This window comes from Xenorhabdus bakwenae (assembly GCF_030272115.1).
GTDB classification, from domain to species: Bacteria; Pseudomonadota; Gammaproteobacteria; order Enterobacterales; family Enterobacteriaceae; genus Xenorhabdus; species Xenorhabdus bakwenae.
Window position 1 is genome coordinate 2,862,414 of record NZ_CP119194.1, and the last position, 17,571, is coordinate 2,879,984.

Annotated in this window: 18 protein-coding genes and 1 pseudogene; 7 read left to right on the plus strand and 12 right to left on the minus strand. The window is 45.3% G+C overall.

Annotated features, from left to right (window positions below):
• The first annotated feature begins 66 nt into the window (after window positions 1–66).
• Complete coding sequence (gene rraA, locus PXH59_RS14425; protein WP_047768685.1) at window positions 67–564, plus strand: ribonuclease E activity regulator RraA; 498 nt, start codon at window positions 67–69, stop codon at window positions 562–564.
• A gap of 56 nt (window positions 565–620) precedes the next feature.
• Here rraA and zapB read toward each other — a convergent pair whose 3' ends face one another.
• Window positions 621–863, minus strand: coding sequence for a cell division protein ZapB (zapB, locus tag PXH59_RS14430; RefSeq protein WP_047768623.1), 243 nt, complete (start codon window positions 861–863; stop codon window positions 621–623).
• Between the two features lie 326 nt (window positions 864–1,189).
• Between zapB and PXH59_RS14435 the strand changes: the two genes are divergently transcribed.
• The gene (locus PXH59_RS14435) at window positions 1,190–1,987 is read left to right on the plus strand and encodes an MIP/aquaporin family protein (RefSeq protein WP_047768625.1); all 798 of its coding nucleotides are present in this window, start codon (window positions 1,190–1,192) and stop codon (window positions 1,985–1,987) included.
• Window positions 1,988–2,012: 25 nt separating this feature from the next.
• Window positions 2,013–3,536 carry a glycerol kinase GlpK gene (gene glpK / locus PXH59_RS14440; RefSeq protein WP_047768627.1) on the plus strand — a complete coding sequence of 508 codons (1,524 nt, stop codon included), beginning with the start codon at window positions 2,013–2,015 and terminating at the stop codon, window positions 3,534–3,536.
• Window positions 3,537–3,625: 89 nt separating this feature from the next.
• Here the strand turns inward: glpK and emrD are convergent, their stop codons facing one another.
• Window positions 3,626–4,813 (minus strand): multidrug efflux MFS transporter EmrD, encoded by a 1,188-nt coding sequence (gene emrD / locus PXH59_RS14445; protein ID WP_047768629.1) that lies wholly within the window; start codon window positions 4,811–4,813, stop codon window positions 3,626–3,628.
• A gap of 348 nt (window positions 4,814–5,161) precedes the next feature.
• Between emrD and fpr the strand changes: the two genes are divergently transcribed.
• Complete coding sequence (gene fpr, locus PXH59_RS14450) at window positions 5,162–5,908, plus strand: ferredoxin--NADP(+) reductase (protein WP_285808895.1); 747 nt, start codon at window positions 5,162–5,164, stop codon at window positions 5,906–5,908.
• Here the strand turns inward: fpr and PXH59_RS14455 are convergent, their stop codons facing one another.
• A complete protein-coding gene (locus PXH59_RS14455; protein ID WP_047768631.1) occupies window positions 5,909–6,343 on the minus strand; it encodes a DUF805 domain-containing protein in 435 nt (144 codons plus the stop codon). It lies immediately after the preceding gene.
• 46 nt (window positions 6,344–6,389) lie between these two features.
• Between PXH59_RS14455 and PXH59_RS14460 the strand changes: the two genes are divergently transcribed.
• Together PXH59_RS14460 and tpiA are read left to right on the plus strand one after the other, a co-directional pair.
• Window positions 6,390–7,022 carry a DUF1454 family protein gene (locus PXH59_RS14460; RefSeq protein ID WP_235428318.1) on the plus strand — a complete coding sequence of 211 codons (633 nt, stop codon included), beginning with the start codon at window positions 6,390–6,392 and terminating at the stop codon, window positions 7,020–7,022.
• A gap of 145 nt (window positions 7,023–7,167) precedes the next feature.
• Window positions 7,168–7,935, plus strand: coding sequence for a triose-phosphate isomerase (gene tpiA / locus PXH59_RS14465; RefSeq protein WP_285808897.1), 768 nt, complete (start codon window positions 7,168–7,170; stop codon window positions 7,933–7,935).
• A 94-nt stretch (window positions 7,936–8,029) separates the two neighbouring features.
• Here tpiA and PXH59_RS14470 read toward each other — a convergent pair whose 3' ends face one another.
• The 4 genes and pseudogenes from PXH59_RS14470 to PXH59_RS14485 form a co-directional block, all read right to left on the minus strand.
• On the minus strand, window positions 8,030–8,992 hold the full coding sequence (locus PXH59_RS14470; protein WP_434223384.1) for a sulfate ABC transporter substrate-binding protein: 963 nt from the start codon (window positions 8,990–8,992) through the stop codon (window positions 8,030–8,032).
• A 254-nt stretch (window positions 8,993–9,246) separates the two neighbouring features.
• Window positions 9,247–10,224: a 6-phosphofructokinase gene (gene pfkA, locus PXH59_RS14475; protein ID WP_285808899.1), complete on the minus strand. Its 978-nt coding sequence runs from the start codon at window positions 10,222–10,224 to the stop codon at window positions 9,247–9,249.
• Window positions 10,225–10,381: 157 nt separating this feature from the next.
• Entirely contained in the window at window positions 10,382–11,281 is a 900-nt protein-coding gene (gene fieF, locus PXH59_RS14480; protein WP_285808900.1) for a CDF family cation-efflux transporter FieF, read from the minus strand.
• A gap of 26 nt (window positions 11,282–11,307) precedes the next feature.
• Window positions 11,308–11,541: pseudogene (locus PXH59_RS14485) on the minus strand (phosphatidate cytidylyltransferase); the annotation flags it as partial.
• Between the two features lie 85 nt (window positions 11,542–11,626).
• Between PXH59_RS14485 and rfaL the strand changes: the two are divergent.
• Window positions 11,627–12,841, plus strand: a complete 1,215-nt coding sequence (gene rfaL, locus PXH59_RS14490; protein ID WP_285808901.1) for an O-antigen ligase RfaL — start codon at window positions 11,627–11,629, stop codon at window positions 12,839–12,841.
• Between the two features lie 55 nt (window positions 12,842–12,896).
• Here the strand turns inward: rfaL and PXH59_RS14495 are convergent, their stop codons facing one another.
• From PXH59_RS14495 to PXH59_RS14515, 5 genes are all read right to left on the minus strand, one after another.
• The gene (locus PXH59_RS14495; protein ID WP_285808902.1) at window positions 12,897–13,763 is read right to left on the minus strand and encodes a glycosyltransferase; all 867 of its coding nucleotides are present in this window, start codon (window positions 13,761–13,763) and stop codon (window positions 12,897–12,899) included.
• Between the two features lie 122 nt (window positions 13,764–13,885).
• Entirely contained in the window at window positions 13,886–15,913 is a 2,028-nt protein-coding gene (locus PXH59_RS14500) for a replication endonuclease (protein ID WP_285808903.1), read from the minus strand.
• Window positions 15,910–16,032, minus strand: coding sequence for a hypothetical protein (locus tag PXH59_RS14505; protein WP_255334729.1), 123 nt, complete (start codon window positions 16,030–16,032; stop codon window positions 15,910–15,912). Before PXH59_RS14505 ends, PXH59_RS14500 begins: the two co-directional genes overlap by 4 nt.
• 81 nt (window positions 16,033–16,113) lie before the next feature.
• On the minus strand, window positions 16,114–16,740 hold the full coding sequence (locus tag PXH59_RS14510; RefSeq protein ID WP_053014246.1) for a hypothetical protein: 627 nt from the start codon (window positions 16,738–16,740) through the stop codon (window positions 16,114–16,116).
• The gene (locus PXH59_RS14515; RefSeq protein ID WP_285808904.1) at window positions 16,737–17,570 is read right to left on the minus strand and encodes a DNA adenine methylase; all 834 of its coding nucleotides are present in this window, start codon (window positions 17,568–17,570) and stop codon (window positions 16,737–16,739) included. Before PXH59_RS14515 ends, PXH59_RS14510 begins: the two co-directional genes overlap by 4 nt.
• Window position 17,571 lies beyond the last annotated feature (1 nt).

Consider the following 17,571-nt stretch of genomic DNA (forward strand, 5'->3'; position numbering starts at 1 on the left):
GTTTTGCCAACACTGGCGTTAAAAGGATATACTGTTCGTTCCTTGCATAAACCAGACGTAAATCCCATGAAATATGATACTTCCGAACTTTGTGATATCTATCAAGAAGATATAAATGTGGTAGAGCCAATCTTCACCAACTTTGGTGGGCGGACTTCATTTGGTGGTCAGATCATCACAGTGAAATGTTTTGAGGACAATGGCCTCCTTTATGATTTACTTGAAGAAAACGGCCATGGCCGCATTTTGCTCGTTGATGGTGGTGGATCAGTACGCAAGGCACTCGTTGATGCAGAACTGGCTCAACTCGCCGTCAATAATGAGTGGGAAGGCATTGTCGTCTATGGTGCAGTGCGTCAAGTCGATTACCTCGCAGAACTTGATATTGGAATTCAGGCAATGGCTGCTATTCCTGCTGGCTCCAATAGCGAAGGGGGGGGAGAAAGTGATATCAGGGTGAATTTTGGTGGCGTCACATTCTTCTCTGGTGACTATCTCTACGCCGATAATACCGGCATTGTCTTATCAGATTTCCCTCTGGAGATTGATGAAGAGCTAAGTTAAAGGGTATATAAAAAGGGCGCAATTATCGCCCTTTTTCAGCTAATCCATTGGATACCTTATTGTACATCTTCCATCTTACCCAACAGAGTGCGTAAGCGTTCTTGCCATGCCGATTGTTCTTGTTTGAGCTGCTCATTTTCACGTACCAGAGCATCACGGCTATCTGCCATATTCTGGACATCCTGAGATAAGACTGCATTCTTTTCTTTTAATTCTTCAATTTCCATTTGCAGCAAAGTGATGGTATCAATCGCCTGCTGAACTTTAGATTCTAGCTTCTCAAAAACTTCAAATGACATTCTGGGGCCCCTCTTGTAAGCAATGTTATTGATTGTATTTAGCCTATTGGCGTCTGTCTAGTTTCATCCTTGCAATGTGCGGCATAACGCGAAATATAACGACCAAACCCAAATGTCTGTAAGATCGCATTTCCAGGCTCAATAAAACTGCAAATAAATGCGAATTCGCTCATTTTGTTGACGCAACACGCAGATTTCAATTTCGCTATTTCTCGTTTACGCGCATTAACGATAAATTCACAGGCACCTTTCTCTTAATACATAAGAAAGGACTCATAATTAATCACTCTCCCCCTGTACTTTGTTATTGGATATAGGATATAGAAATGAGCCAGACCACAACTCCAACATTATCAGGTCAATGCATTTCCGAATTTCTCGGTACTGCGTTGCTCGTTTTTTTTGGCTTAGGCTGCGTTGCTGCTGCCCGAATCGCCGGAGCACAACTGGGCTTATGGGAAATCAGCATTATCTGGGGCTTTGGCGTCGCGCTGGCAGTTTATCTCACTGCCGGAATTTCAGGCGCACATCTTAACCCCGCAGTGACCATTGCGTTATGCCTATTTGCCAACTTTGACAGAAAAAAAGTGCTGCCTTACCTCATTGCCCAAATGCTTGGTGGCTTTGTCGCAGCACTCATCATCTACATGATGTATTACAACCTTTTCCTCGATTATGAGCAAGTTCATAACATCGTGCGCGGCTCGCAGGAAAGTCTCTTTACGGCAGGAGTTTTCTCCACTTATCCAGCGGCCCAGCTCTCCGTATTTCATGCATTTATCGTTGAAGTTATTATCGCCGCCGTTCTGTTATGCCTGATCCTGTCCCTGACCGATGATGGCAATGGTATCCCACGAGGACCTTTGGCCCCTTTGTTAATTGGGATCCTTATTGCAGTTATCGGTGGTGCGTTTGGCCCACTGACCGGATTTGCCCTGAATCCAGCCCGTGATTTCGGTCCCAAATTAGTTGCTTACTTGACTGGCTGGGGAGACATTGCCCTCACTGGGGGCCGAGATATTCCTTATTGCCTTGTTCCATTAGTGGCGCCTATCGTTGGCGCGATTTTAGGTGCTTTTGGCTACCGCCAGCTGATTACTCGCCATTTACCACGCGAGATTTAAAATACATAAAACCAGGTTAATAGTTATGACAACAGAAAATACTACAGAAAAAAAATATATTGTTGCTCTGGATCAGGGCACGACCAGTTCACGCGCCGTTGTACTTGATCACGATGCCAATATTGTCTGCATCTCACAGCGTGAATTCCCACAAATCTATCCCAAGCCAGGCTGGGTAGAGCATGATCCAATGGAAATCTGGGCAAGCCAAAGCTCTACCTTAGTGGAAGTACTGGCAAAAGCCGATATTCGCTCTGATCAAATTGCCAGCATTGGTATTACAAACCAACGAGAAACAACCATTGTCTGGGAAAAAGAAACCGGTAAACCCATTTATAACGCGATCGTATGGCAATGCCGCCGGACAGCAGATATTTGTACCAAACTGAAACAGAAAGAGGGTCTGGAAGAATATATCCGCCACAATACCGGTTTGGTGATTGACCCTTACTTCTCCGGTACGAAAATAAAATGGATTTTGGACAATATCGAAGGTGCCCGTCAACGCGCTGAAAATGGTGAACTTTTATTCGGTACAGTCGATACATGGCTGGTCTGGAAAATGACTCAGGGACGTGTACATGTGACCGATTACACCAATGCCTCCCGTACCATGCTGTTTAATATCCATAATCTGGAATGGGATCAAAAAATCCTTGAAGAATTGGGCATACCTCGCGTTATGCTGCCTAAAGTGGCTGCGTCCTCGGAGATCTATGGCCAAACCAATATCGGCGGTAAAGGCGGCACCCGCATTCCTATTGCGGGTATCGCAGGCGACCAACAAGCCGCTTTGTATGGGCAATTGTGTGTACACGCTGGAATGGCAAAAAATACTTACGGCACTGGCTGCTTCTTACTGATGAACACAGGCAAAGACGCCGTCCGTTCCAATCATGGCCTGTTGACAACTATTTGCTGTGGCCCACGCGGTGAAGTCAATTATGCACTGGAAGGCGCAGTATTTGTTGGAGGAGCATCCATTCAATGGCTGCGTGATGAACTGAAACTCATTGCGGATGCCACAGATTCAGAATACTTCGCAACCAAAGTCAAAGACAGCAATGGCGTTTACGTTGTGCCCGCCTTTACTGGCCTTGGCGCACCATATTGGGACCCTTACGCCCGTGGCGCTATTTTTGGCCTGACCCGTGGTGCCAATAGCAACCATATTATTCGTGCTACATTGGAATCCATCGCTTACCAAACCCGCGATGTATTGGACGCTATGCAGGCTGATGCGGGTTCACGTCTGCAAGCCCTGCGCGTCGATGGCGGTGCTGTCGCCAACAACTTCCTGATGCAGTTCCAGTCCGATATTCTCGGTACGCGTGTGGAACGTCCTGAAATACGTGAGAGCACAGCGTTAGGCGCGGCTTTCCTTGCAGGTTTAGCCGTCGGCTTCTGGCGGGATCTGGATGAAGTGAAAAGTAAAGCTGTTGTCGAAAAAGAATTCCGTCCAAGTATCGAAACGACTGAACGCAACCATAAATACAATGGCTGGAAAAAAGCCGTCGCCCGTGCCCAAGAGTGGGAAGATCGCGCCTAACCGCGAAATATAGCCAATTAAAGGCCCCGGCATTCTGACATTTTATGTACTTTGCCAGGGCCTTTTTAAAACACCGTGGTTTATCCATTTTACAAAATCGTATGTTTCTGACTCTGGAACTGCTGGGAAACGGGCAGCCAACAAAATAGGATCAGCAATGACATGGAAAACATCAACATCCCAACACTAAATTGGCTATTTTGCGGTAGCATCGCCGACAGCCACGTTGCCATACCTGAACCTACATTTTGCAACCCCCCGACCAAAGCACCTGCGGCTCCTGCCAGATAAGGGAAGGGTTCCATCGCTCCCGTCGTCGCCAGTGGGAACAACATACCTGCACCAAAAAAGAATAATGCGGCCGGTATCAACAAAGTCCAGATATTCATGATGCCAAACCAACCGGGCAACCACATCAAGATCCCCGCCAGCAAGCAACAGCTCACAGAGCGCCACATCAGCCGATAAAATGTTTTCCCTTCACGCCCCGCATACCATGCCCCAAAAAACGCCGCCGGAATTGGCAGAATAAACAAAATACTGACTGTTAGGCTATCCAATCCCAAAACAGCGCCCATCAACACACCGCTACTGGCTTCAAAAACGGCAATCCCAGCCAACCCTCCCACCAACATGATCAGGTAAGAGACAAAAGAACCCTGCGAGAGTAATTGGTGGAAAGAGATCAGCATCGTGCTATGTGCAGTCCCTGTGGGACGCGTCTCCGGTAAATGCCGGACCAGTAAGAAGGCAACAACAGCTCCTAACATCAATAGAAACAAGTAGCAGGAGCGCCAACCAAAATAGTAGGCAACCATCCCACCAATCATGGGAGCGACCAGAGGGCTAACCAATATAGCCATATTCAGCAAGCTATTGGCATAACGCAACGTCAGTCCAGTATATAAATCTCGCGGCATGGTACGCACCATCACACCTGCGACCCCGGTGCCCAATCCCTGTAATGCACTCGCAATCACCAGTACCAACAAGTTTGGAGCAAAAAAAGCACATATTGTCGCCACCAAATAAATCGACATGCCCACCAAAATCACAGGACGGCGTCCCACCTTGTCAGATAGTGGCCCATAAAAAAGTTGTGAAAACCCGTAAGAAAACAGGTATGCCGCCATTACCTGCTGAACTTCTCCCGCAGGCTTATTAAGATCACTTGCCATATCAGCAATAACTGGCACGTAGATTGTTTGCGTCATCTGCCCTACAGCGGCCAAGGCAATTAACATCAACAATAAATTAAAGTGTTCTATTTTTCTCATCGCGCTTTATTCAATCACCCATTGAAAACAATAACCCATAAAGCAATCACTCATTGCAAACAGCCGTAGTGAACCCCCAAGCTCTTAATAAAGAACCTGATGAATTGACTTCATTAGATATGATCTTCTTGGTAGATCTATATTTTTTCTTTGTAGTATACAATGTTACACGAAGAAAAAATTACAGATATATTATCTGGATATGTCAATAAAAATGTACATATCAAACCATAAAATTGGCAAAAATCCAGTTAATCGAACTGTAACACGTAATCGATAATGCTATCTCAAGTAATCACGTAGAATCGTTACAAAAAATCATCAATTCGTGTAGAGAGGTTAATCGTAATGGCAAATTGGGTTACAGGAAAAGTTACTGACATAACCAACTGGACAGATTCGCTTTTCAGCATCAACGTTCATGCACCAATAGAAAAATTCACCGCCGGGCAATTTGCAAAACTTGCACTGGAAGTTGAAGGAGAGCGCATCCAACGGGCTTACTCTTACGTCAACGCTCCCGATGACAATAATCTGGAATTTTATTTGGTATCCGTGCCTGAAGGAAAACTCAGCTCCCGATTATCTGCACTAAAAACCGGTGATGAATTGCTGGTAACAGAGCAAGCGGCGGGTTTTTTTGTTCTTGATGAAATCCCCGACTGCCAAACTCTCTGGATGCTTTCCACCGGAACCGCCATTGGGCCTTATCTTTCCATTCTCCAGCAAGGAACGGATCTGGAACGATTCGAAAATATCGTTTTGGTTCATGCCGCCAGATGGGGAACGGATTTAAGTTATTTACCTATGATGCAGGAATTAGAGAAAAAATTTCAGGGTAAACTGCGAATACAGACCATCGTCAGCCGGGAAAAATGGCCTGATTCATGCATGGGCAGAATTCCGGCATTAATTGAAAATGGCGAATTGGAATCGGCTGTCGGCTTACCCATTCAGGCAGAAAACAGCCATGTCATGCTGTGCGGGAATCCCCAGATGGTCAGGGATACCCAGCAACTATTAAAAGAGCAGCGTAATATGGCAAAACATCTGCGCCGTAAACCCGGCCATATCACCAGCGAGCAATACTGGTAATCAGTTTTCCTTGGCAGAAATATAATCAACCGTTTCTGCCATCTCACCAAAACGATTGGTGCCTTCCGTACCACGGAATACACCACAATCTAATATCATCATGACAAAAATCAGTGTCGGGACAAAACGACCAATTCCCCACTGCCATATTGGTGCCATTGCACTCCAGTCCAGCGACAGCAATACCCAGGCCAGTGCAATTAACAACACCCAGCCACCACGTTTATTCCGGTCATGCAGGCGTTTCGAAAAAATCGCCGTGGTCGGATACCATAGCAAAGCAACCCCAACCGCTGCATAATTCATGGGGAGAACATTCATTCCATGCAGTGTCAGGAGTATAAAGATCAAGGCGAAACAAATTCCGATACCGATCCAAAACTCTCGTCGTCCAATTCGGCCTTTGAATGAAAATCCCCATTGTTGTAATGTCATGTACTCTTTTCCAATTGTGGATGCTGTTTTTCCAGGATTTAACTCAGTGAGTAATAAGATGAAAACAGGCATGAATAAATTTCTGATGGCCATATTAATCGTTTTTGGCATCGGTTTGCCATTATCAGCCTCTGCCGATAAGCTTTCTGTCACACCAGAAATAAACTCACCGTTAGTCTACCTGCTGCCGGATTCCCCGACTTTCGAAGAAACCATCCCTGCCTTTCGGGAAAAATATAACAAAAGACACCCCGACATTCCCTTGTACGAATATCGGGTGATTGCAAGCAAAGATATTTCTCAGCCTTTTATCCGCGCCGCCAGTAAAATCAATGACAATATTTACTCTTCAGCGGTACTGGAACGAGGCAGCGAAAAGATTAAAAGCCTGCAACTTACCTTGCTGCCATCACAAAGTGAACAACAAAATGAACGAAACCGTATACTGGCAAAACAATATATCACGGCCCTGATCAGCCAATTCGAACCGACGCTTTCCGCTGAACAATCTCGGTTTCAATTGGAAAGGCTATTGCGGGCAGCAGAAAACCGCCCGGCTTTCAGTCAAAAAATGGGAGCAATGCGCTATATCATCGTAAACAGCCACGAAAATATAATGACCTTCGCAATTGAACCGATTAAGCTATCGTTATCTGACACAGCAGCAAATGAAAATTAGTGACACAGCGCAGAGCTATTCGCATTGATGATCTTTATACTGTCGGGATTCCGCTTACAGGGGAATGACATCACCATAATGTCATCCAAAGAACGAGTATTCATTCATTTCGCAATTTGATTATTTTCTGGTTGGAGGGAAAAATATGCGACATCCATTAGTTATGGGTAACTGGAAATTAAATGGCAGTACCCACATGGTTAACGACCTGATTGCAGGCCTGCGTAAAGAACTGAGCAACGTTGACGGCTGTGGCGTCGCTATTGCACCACCAACAGTTTATGTTTCTCTGGCAAAAAATGCCCTGGCGGGTAGCCGTATCGCCCTGGGTGCGCAAAATGTTGGTGTCAATCTTTCGGGTGCCTTCACTGGCGAAACATCCGCAGAAATGCTGAAAGACGTCGGGGCCAAATATATCATTATCGGTCATTCTGAGCGCCGTACTTACCACAAAGAGAGCGACGAATTCATCGCGGAGAAATTCGCTATTCTGAAAGAGCAAGGCCTGATACCTGTTCTGTGCATTGGCGAAACTGAGCAAGAGAATGAAGCCGGTCAGACTGAATCCGTCTGCGCACGCCAAATCGATGCCGTTCTGAACACGCTGGGTGCCGAAGCATTCAAAGAGACGGTTATTGCTTATGAGCCAGTTTGGGCAATCGGCACCGGCAAATCTGCAACGCCGGCCCAGGCTCAGGCCGTGCATAAATTTATCCGCGACCATATTGCAAAACAAGATGCCGCTATCGCTGAACAGGTCATTATTCAATATGGTGGCTCGGTTAACGCCAGCAATGCAGCAGAGCTGTTCACCCAGCCGGATATCGACGGCGCTTTGGTCGGTGGTGCATCACTGAAAGCCGAGGCGTTTGCGGTTATCGTGAAAGCCGCCGCAGAAGCGAAAAAATCTTAATTTTTTAATAAGTTAACCGCCACAAAGCTCTACTTGTGGCGGTTGTTTCTCACTTAATTCTGACTATTCAATTCATCCCCAATCGGCTCAATAATTAACGCCGGATAATGTCGTCAAATGTTCCGCCTGTGGCAAAATGTTTTTTCTGAGCGTTCTCCCAGCCACCAAAAACCTCATCAATCGTAAAAAGCGTCAAATCAGGAAAAAACGCGCGGTATTTTTCTGCAATTGCTTTATCACGAGGACGATAATAATTTTTAGCGGCAATCTCCTGCCCAACCGGAGAATAAAGATATTTCAGATATTCTGTTGCCAGCTCGCGTGTTCCTCGTTTATCAGCCACCTTATCGACAACGGAAACCGTTGGCTCTGCCAGAATAGAAATGCCGGGCGTCACAATTTCAAACTTACCTTTGTCCAACGCATTAATTGCCAATAAGGCTTCATTTTCCCAGGCAATCAATACATCGCCAATGCCGCGCTCCACAAACGTATTCGTTGCACCGCGTGCGCCGGAATCCAGCACTTCAACATTTTTATAAAGTGCTTTCACGAATTCTTTGGCTTTAGTCTGATCCTGATTGTTATGCGCCAGGCCATATCCCCAGGCAGCCAGATAATTCCAACGTGCTCCACCGGAGGTTTTTGGATTCGGCGTAACCACTGCAACATCCGGGCGAATCAAATCCGACCAATCCTTAATCTGTTTAGGATTTCCTTTTCTCACTAAAAAGACAATGGTTGATGTATAAGGTGCTGAATTATCCGGTAGACGCTGAATCCAATTCTTATCAATGCGTCCATGCTCTGCAATGGCATTGACATCATAAGCCAAGGCCAGCGTCACAACATCCGCCTGAAGACCATTAATAACGGAAGTTGCCTGCTTACCGGAACCGCCATGTGATTGACGGATTTTTACATCATCCCCCGTTTTGTTATGCCAGTATTCGCGGAATGCCTCATCATATTGCTGGTAAAATTCACGCGTTGGATCATACGAGACGTTCAATAATTGCCGCTCTTTTGCCCATGCACTGTTAGTCATCAGTGTCATCGCCAACGCCACCAAGACTAACGCCGATACCACATACTCTTTTGTCATTGCCCATTTTGAGCCTCTATTTATACCCCTTGCATCCACGATAATATTTCCTCTAAGTTATTATGATTTCTCCATAAAAACTGACAGAAAGCGTTATAACGCAGAAATAATTTTAAATTCCTGCTTATGCATAAGAAGAATATGAGGAACAAGACAGCCAAATCATATGGCTGTCTCCAAAAGAGGATCTTACAGGTAGGAAAGGATTAGTAGAGCTTCTTCGCGGTTTCCAGCCACTCTTTCTTAAAGACACGCTGCATATTTTGCACCGCATCAATAATATCGTGATGAACAAGTTTCTCGTTCTGGATACCAACACAACGACCGCCGTGTCCTTCCAGCAGGAGTTGAACAGAATACGCCCCCATACGGGAAGCCAGAATGCGGTCATAAGCAACAGGCGCACCGCCACGCTGGATATGCCCTAATACTGTCGCACGGGTTTCATGGTGGGTTTCTGTCTCAATATATTTTGCCAGTTCAGCGACATCACAGACATGCTCAGTGATAGCAACAATCGCGTGACGCTTGCCTTTTTCAATCCCAGCCTGAATTTCAGCCAGCAATTCCTCACGATCAAATGGAACTTCATTTTCAGGCAGAACAATAAATTCACATCCCCCCGCGATTGCCGCTGATAAGGTCAAATCACCACAATAACGCCCCATCACTTCAACAATCGAAATTCGTTTATGGGAAGTTGACGTATCGCGCAAGCGGTCAATCGCTTCAACCACCGTTTCCAGCGCGGTGAAATAACCAATGGTGTAATCTGTGCCCGCAACATCGTTGTCAATGGTTCCAGGCAAACCGATACAAGGGAAACCCGCTTCGGTCAGCTTTTTCGCGCCTAAATAAGAGCCGTCTCCTCCAATCACCACCAACGCATCAATCCCATTTTTGTGCATGTTTTCAATAGCAATTTCCCGAACCTTATCATCCCTAAACTCTGGGAAGCGGGCTGAACCCAAGAACGTACCACCACGGTTAATCATGTCGGAAACACTAAAGCGATCAAGCTTTTTCATGCGGTTTTCATACAACCCCAGATAGCCATCATAAATGCCATAAACTTCCAACCCTTCGGTTAAAGCGGCACGAACAACACCACGAATAGCGGCGTTCATGCCAGGCGCATCACCGCCACTCGTTAAGACTCCGATTCTTTTAATCTTGTTGATCATGATGACCTCTGACTTGTAGATATAATATTTGAAAAACCTGATTGTCACTGCATTAGCTGAATTGATTCAACTCTAACTATAATACGGAAAAACACCCAGTCTGCATCAAGATTATGCCTGTTTTTTGATGTTCTTTTGATTATGAATAAATTCCCCTTCAATCCCAGCGGTTTTTATGCTCTTCAGACACGACAGAGCAAGGATCTTGGTGAATAATAATATCGGCACCGGGAAATCTACTCCGCAATTTATTTTCAATCCCTTCGGCCAAAGCATGCGCTTGCACTAGTGGCAAATTATCAGCTATCTCCAGATGGAACTGAATGAAACGCGTCGGGCCAGATTGACGGGTTCGCAGATCATGCCCACCCGCTATACCTGGATAATTTTGGATGATATCAATAATCTCCTGTCGCTCTTCATCTGGCAAGGCGCGATCAAGTAAAGACTGTACAGCATCATAGCCCATCCGTAACGCACTATAGAGGATAGTGACTCCAATACCCAAGGCAAAGATTGCATCCGCACGTTTAAAACCATACAGGCTCAAAAGCAACGCCAGCAAAATTGCCCCATTCATCAATAGATCGGACTTATAATGCAACATATCCGCACGGATCGCCTGACTTTGCGTTTTACTGATCACCCATTTCTGGAACGTGACTAAACATAACGTGGAAATCAGAGCAATGACAATGACCCATATGCCTATCGCCGCATGTTCCAGTGGCTGGGGGGAATACAGATGCTGGAAGCCCGTCAAAAACAAAAAAATTGCCGAACCGGAAATAAACATACTTTGCGCCAAAGCCGCCAGTGATTCAGCCTTACCATGCCCAAAAGTGTGTTCGTCATCAGCAGGTTGAAGTGAATAGCGCACAACAAAAAAATTCGTCAAAGACGCAGCCAGATCAACCAATGAATCCACCAGCGCCGCCAATAAACTCACCGATCCCGTCGACCACCAGGCAAAAATTTTCACGATCAACAATACACTCGCCAGTACCGTTGCCGCCAACGCAGCGGAACTGACCCATCGCCCATAATTTATACTCATGACTACCACCTTTCGGTTATTCTGTCTTAGGTATAAAAATAGCGCGTCAGATAGAAAAATATAGGGGCGGCAAAGCAAAGTGAGTCGATTCTATCCAACACTCCACCGTGACCTGCAATTATTCCACCAAAATCCTTCACTCCACTGTCTCGTTTAATCGCCGACATACATAATCCCCCCATAAATCCCAGCAGGGTGATTGCCAACGACATCAGTCCCGCCTCCCAAGGGGAAAAAGGCGTTACCCAGAACAACGACAGGTAACATCGTATTTTTATTCGTGCCTGTCTGGTGAAAATGGTACAAAATACCAGCCAGAAATCCATTTTCCATTCTGGTAAGGCTATGTTTAAAGAAACTATCAAAAATCACTTGTCTTGGGGTACTTTTTTCGTCGGTGGTTACATCGCACTTGTTTATGTAACAGGCATCACGCGTTATAAAAACCTCTTTTTTGCATTGATAGCATTAACCGCACTCTATTTTCTTATTAAAAACCCCAAAGGCTGCCTTTCTGCGTGGAAGAACAATATCGTACTGGCTTTGGGAATATTAACTTTGGCTTATCTCTATTCGATTGTTATTTCACCTGATCCCAGACTCAGTTTCAGTGAAATAAAAACACCTTTTTTCAGAGATGTCGTTCTCTCCGGTATCATCATTACATTAGCATTAAGTCATACGGATACACTTAAAATCCAGAAAATGATTATGGGTTCCTTTCTGCTTGGGTTGTCATTCATTACGCTGAAAGAAATGTACCTGTTTTATCTGGATTATCAGAACAATATCATGCCATTCACCAACTATAACCACCGCAGTGTGTCGGATGGCATTGTCTTCTTCTTTCCCGCACTAGTGGCTCTTTGGCATTTTCAAAAACCCCAAAATTATGTTCGCTTGGTACTGACAACGTTACTTATCTTATCCGTACTCTTTGTGTTACTGGGAACGCTTTCCAGAGGGGCATGGCTCGCCGTTTTTGTGATGTTTTTCATGATGATAATCATGAATAAAAATTGGAAAACGTTCATTGCCAGCATTGTTTTTATCTGCGCCGCCATATTGGCTATCAAATCTGATTACCTTGGTAAGCAGTCGACTCTAACCTATAAATTGGAACAAACAGATAGCAGTCACCGATATAGCAATGGAACACAAGGTTCAGCACTTACCTTAATTCTAGAGCATCCTATCAAAGGCTATGGTGCTGGCAACAAGATCTATGACCAAATTTATAATGAGAGCGCTAAAAATTACCCTGATTGGACATTTAAAACCTCCCTTGGCCCTCATAATATTTTCCTGACAATTTGGTTTTCTGCCGGCCTATTGGGGATAGGCGCCTTTTTATTTTTAATCTTCTTTTATCTGAAACAATCGGCTCAAGAGTGGAACACAAGCACCAGCTGCAATAAGCAAGCTGGGCTAATCTTGCTTATCTCTTTCTTTGGATATTTTATTGTCAGAGGGAACTTTGAAAGTGTTCATTTGAACATTTTGGGGATTTACCTTGGCTTACTGGCCACATTGTGCTCAAAAAGATGGAATAAAGCTTAACTGTCCTGAGGGCTATTCAATTTTTTTTGGATAGCCCAAAATGACGCTAAAATAGTTAAAACCACTCAGCTAACGCTTTTGATAAAGACACACTGACATTACGCCAATTGTATTGGCTTATTACTGTTTCTTTGGCATGTTCAGCAACCATGTTTAAATTATCTTGCAACAACGTATCCGAAATATCTTTGGCAATGCTTTCTGGAGACAAGGGTTCTTGCAGTAAAAATCCCATACTTTCGGGGATCACAAACTCTTTTATTCCTCCTCTGGGGCTGACCAAAACGGATACACCACATGCCATTGACTCCAGGGCGACCATACAAAAGGCTTCTTCTCCCAATGAGGGAACCACCGTTAAATCAGCCAGTGGATATACTTGGTGCATCTCTGCCGGCGGTATACTCCCTGCAAGAATACAGCTATCAGCCATTTTTGCAGCTTTATCCAACACTTTTTTCCGATAAGCTTCGCGTTCGCCTTTTTTAACCGTTGCATGATCACCAATCAAAAGCAGCTTGATATTTTGGTCTTTTTTGTGCAGCAAATTGACTGCATCCATGAGTTCAATAACACCTTTCCCCTTATCTAATCGGCCAGCATACAAGATGACGGTTTCGTCACTTCTTAGTCCAAAACGGTCTCTTTTCCAGCTAACTCCCTGTTTATACAATTCCTTATCAATACCATTCGGAACTACTTTGATATTCTCAATCTTCGCTTCTGAACGAAAAAAATCAGCTAAAAAATGACTAGGCGTAATGAGCTTTGTTTCAGACCCTAAATCAACCACTTTATGTTTGTTATGCAGATGAAGTACCATCAGTTTTTCTGGGTAAAACTGCTTCAAAGAATTATAAAGTGCAATAGAATTTTGAATGATCAGAATCGGCCTCTCATCATCTGGACTGTGATAACGCATAACAATATCTATCACCCTTTTGGCATAAGGGTAAGGATCTACGCGAGACCACTTTCTAAAAAAGCGTTTATAGATTGCACTCGTGTGTATTCTGTGAATAGTGGCATATTCACTGATTTTCTCTACCGTTTCCTCTGTTCTTTCCCCTTGATGCTAATTTTTCCACTCATGATTAATGACCGCGCCATAAATCGGCTAAAATCCATCCCGATTGAATCGGCATAGTCAATAATTTTTTCCACTAACTTTTTATTGTCGTTAATCGTCCTCCGTGCCTCCGTACAGTTATTGACAGAACTCCAAGGGGCGGCTGCGCCGCCAGATAAAGGCAAAAACCTCCCATTGGCAGGATCGTTATCTGCCTTTAACTTCGGCACAATCTGCCAGTTTTTTACGCGAGTGATGATCGGAGTATCTTCGCCGACCAAGGTGCAGAAAACCCCCTTAATACAATCAACGGGTTCCCCGTAAGCATTTGTTTTTTCTTCACGTTCATACCACAGTCTCGCCACGAGATCGGCACGACGTACAAAAGCACCGCCCTGCGCTTTGGTGTACTCCCCCCAATAACCCCGGTCAGCCGCTTTATGAACTTCTGCAAAATCAATATCTAAACCGTCCGATGAGGTTGTATCATCCCCCATGCGGCGTAATTCGCGCCAAACAGACACAGGCGCACCACCGATTTGTTGAAACTGGCGAATTTTCCAATGTGACGCCCACGCTGAAACTGCCCTCGCCATGTCCTTACATTTCTGCCCGGTTTCACCATCCACTTCGTCATCCATTGCATAGCCATCAATATTTTTACTGATATATTTCGCGATATAACCGGTCGCACTGCCTTTTTCTTCATCAATAGGCTCTACGTGAAAACGGGCTTTCAGGGCTTTCTGTGTCTGCAATTCTTCGGAGTCTTCAAGACGGGCGTAATAACAGAAAATATCCCGTAACGCTTCCACCTGTTCCGGGCGGACAAATAGCAGCATGTGCCAGTGTGGCGTACCATCATGATGAGGCTCAGTCACGCGGAAGCCGAAAACGCGAATACCCGCGCGGCTATAAGCGGCACGAATTTTTGCCCAGACTTTACAAAGATATTTCTGGGTTTCCCGTGGATCATTGCCTTGCCAGTTTTTGACAAAGCCACCTGCCTGATAGGCTGAATGAAAACGTGATGGCGCAGTAATAGTGTAGAATTCCCCCACACACCCCATTTCTTTAGCCAAATCTTCAAAACCGCGCATTCTGACCATCAATTCGCAACGTTTGATTGCTGGGTTAGACACACTGGCGAGCACCATTTTTGATAATTCGGTGCGGTTTCCGTCCTCGTCTTCGAGATCGAACTCTTTCAGAAACTGCCAGTTACTGCGCTTTTGTTCCAACCAACGGTGCAGAGTAGTGCGGGAAACGTAAGGGGACGCTGATTTTTGCACCTGACCAATAGCAATGGCCAAGTGTTCGAGTTTAATGTCACACAGTCGTTTTAATCGGCGATACCACCACTGCGCATCCATCATGCGCAGTAAAGCGGCACAGAGCTGATCATCATTGGGTTCTATCCTTCCTTTGATGAACTGCTGCCAGTACGGCGGCTGCGTGCCTGATTGCAGGGTTAATTTAGCCAGTAAGGTATAAACCCGTTCTAGGCGTTTACGCGCTTCACACTCTTCTACAGGCGGGTTATCCGCAAAATCATGGGTGACTGACTGATAGGTTTCAGACATAAAATTGGTGATGCCTGTTGCCAGTGATTTGATGGCCGACCGGTCTAGCTGGGCAATACGCTCCAATTGTTCAATAAACGGAAAGGGAACCGTCCCGGAAGCACGATGCTTGAATTCGTACTGTTTCATCACCAATTCAAACCGTGGCAATACATTCTTGGCTGTTTTGAGCAAAAATTCATTGGCACGGCGGCGACCGGATTTTTTAAATATTCTGGCGTATTTGGTGGCAAAATAGATCGCCAGAAAATCAGGGACGTGGGCGATAATATCGTGCCGCCACTCTGCGTCGTCCTGATTAGCTTCCCACATAATGCGCTCAGCCAGAGTCGCATCGCTTGGCAACTCCGGCTGAAACTCTTCACGCTGGCGACGCATTGATATATATACGTCGCTGTTGTGTTCCTGCAATTCGCTCATGCACGCGCCTCTAGCACCGCAATAATCTCTTTCGCCCTCTGGCAGTTGCCATTGGCAGTGCGTTGGCGATTGTGTACCGCTATTGAATTTTGTACATTGCGGCAATGCTGTTCAGTCATAAAGTCAATCAACCATAATTAAGGATTAATAAGTGGATAATTCAGGAATATCATCTGATCCGCCTTATTACGCGAACCACATTAGCTTCTTATCCGGTGCAACCGTTCTTCAAGGCGAAGTAAGGTTTTTATCAGCCCGCGTGATGTACGACGCTTGCGACGCTTTTCTTGGCGTAACGGCATGCCACATAACACGTCATTGGCTGCCCAAAAAAGAGCATCGAAGGCATCTTGCTCAGCTATTGAAGTCGTACATTCCATCCGACTGGAAACCTTACGGAGAATGGAAAGAACTAGTTCGGCACGCATTAGAAACCGCATATCTGCATTCACCCCGGCACCATATATTCGAATGGGATGATCGGGACACTCAGGAAGAGCTACTGACAAATATTCATCTTTCTGCCCAGGCGACTCGAAAAACGGTTGAACTTTTTGACAGTGGCGATCCAATACATCTGCCAGTTGGCACAAAGGTGTTTGCTGTCTCTGCTCAGTTGAATGAATTTCTTTCGTCTGTGGTTGCCGGTGATGTAAACCCGGTATGGATGGCAACAATGGATAGTGAATGGACACCGGGTTGCCGCAATGGTATTCACCCGAAATATCACCCTCGAAAAGTTTAATCATTTTCCCAGCAGGGAGCGTTGCCGCAGGAACAGAGCACGCGGATTGTGCGGTGCAGTGATGTTTCAGTAATTGATTCATGCTGCGCCCTCCAACACCGCAATAATTTCTTTCGCAGGCTGACGGTTGCCATTGGCGGCAATCGTGCGCGGGGCGTCGATTTCATGGATAGTGAAACCGAGATCGGCATAAAGCGATTTGGCGGCAATTGAGTTGGATACGGTGACAGGGACACCGAGATGCGCATTGAGCGTGTACAAATCAACAGCCAATGCTTCATGATAAGCAGGGGTGAAATTCACTTCATGATATTGGGTGAATGCCTTACCTTTGGTCAGGTACGGCGGATCGCAATAAACCACGTCACCATAATCAACGAGAGTTAATGTGTCCTGCCATTCAAGACATGAGAAACTCGCACGCTCCCGTGATTTACGGCGAAACGCTATGATTTCAGCCTCTGGAAAATAAACCTTTTTATATTTCCCATAAGGAACATTAAATTCACCTTTGGTGTTATAGCGGCAAAGTCCGTTATAACCGTGGCGATTTAAGTAGAGAAACAAACACGCTTTATCAGCATCACTGGTTGCGAAAGGCCGCTCATTGAAGATGTCTCTATTTTTGTAATAATCATCTTCAGTGTTAAAACAATGAAACCAATCTTCAAAATAATCTTCCGCTTTACAAAGAAACACGTCGACAGGAACGGCGTTAACTTCACGGTATAAATTAATCAAATCCGCATTCGCATCAGCAACCAAATACTCTGGGTAATCGGTATTCATCATTACCGCACAAGAACCCGCGAACGGCTCAACCAGTCGCTTACCCGCAGGCAAGTGTGGCAGCAACTTATCCATAATGCGGGCTTTCGAACCCGCCCATTTGAGGATGGTTTTATTAGCCATC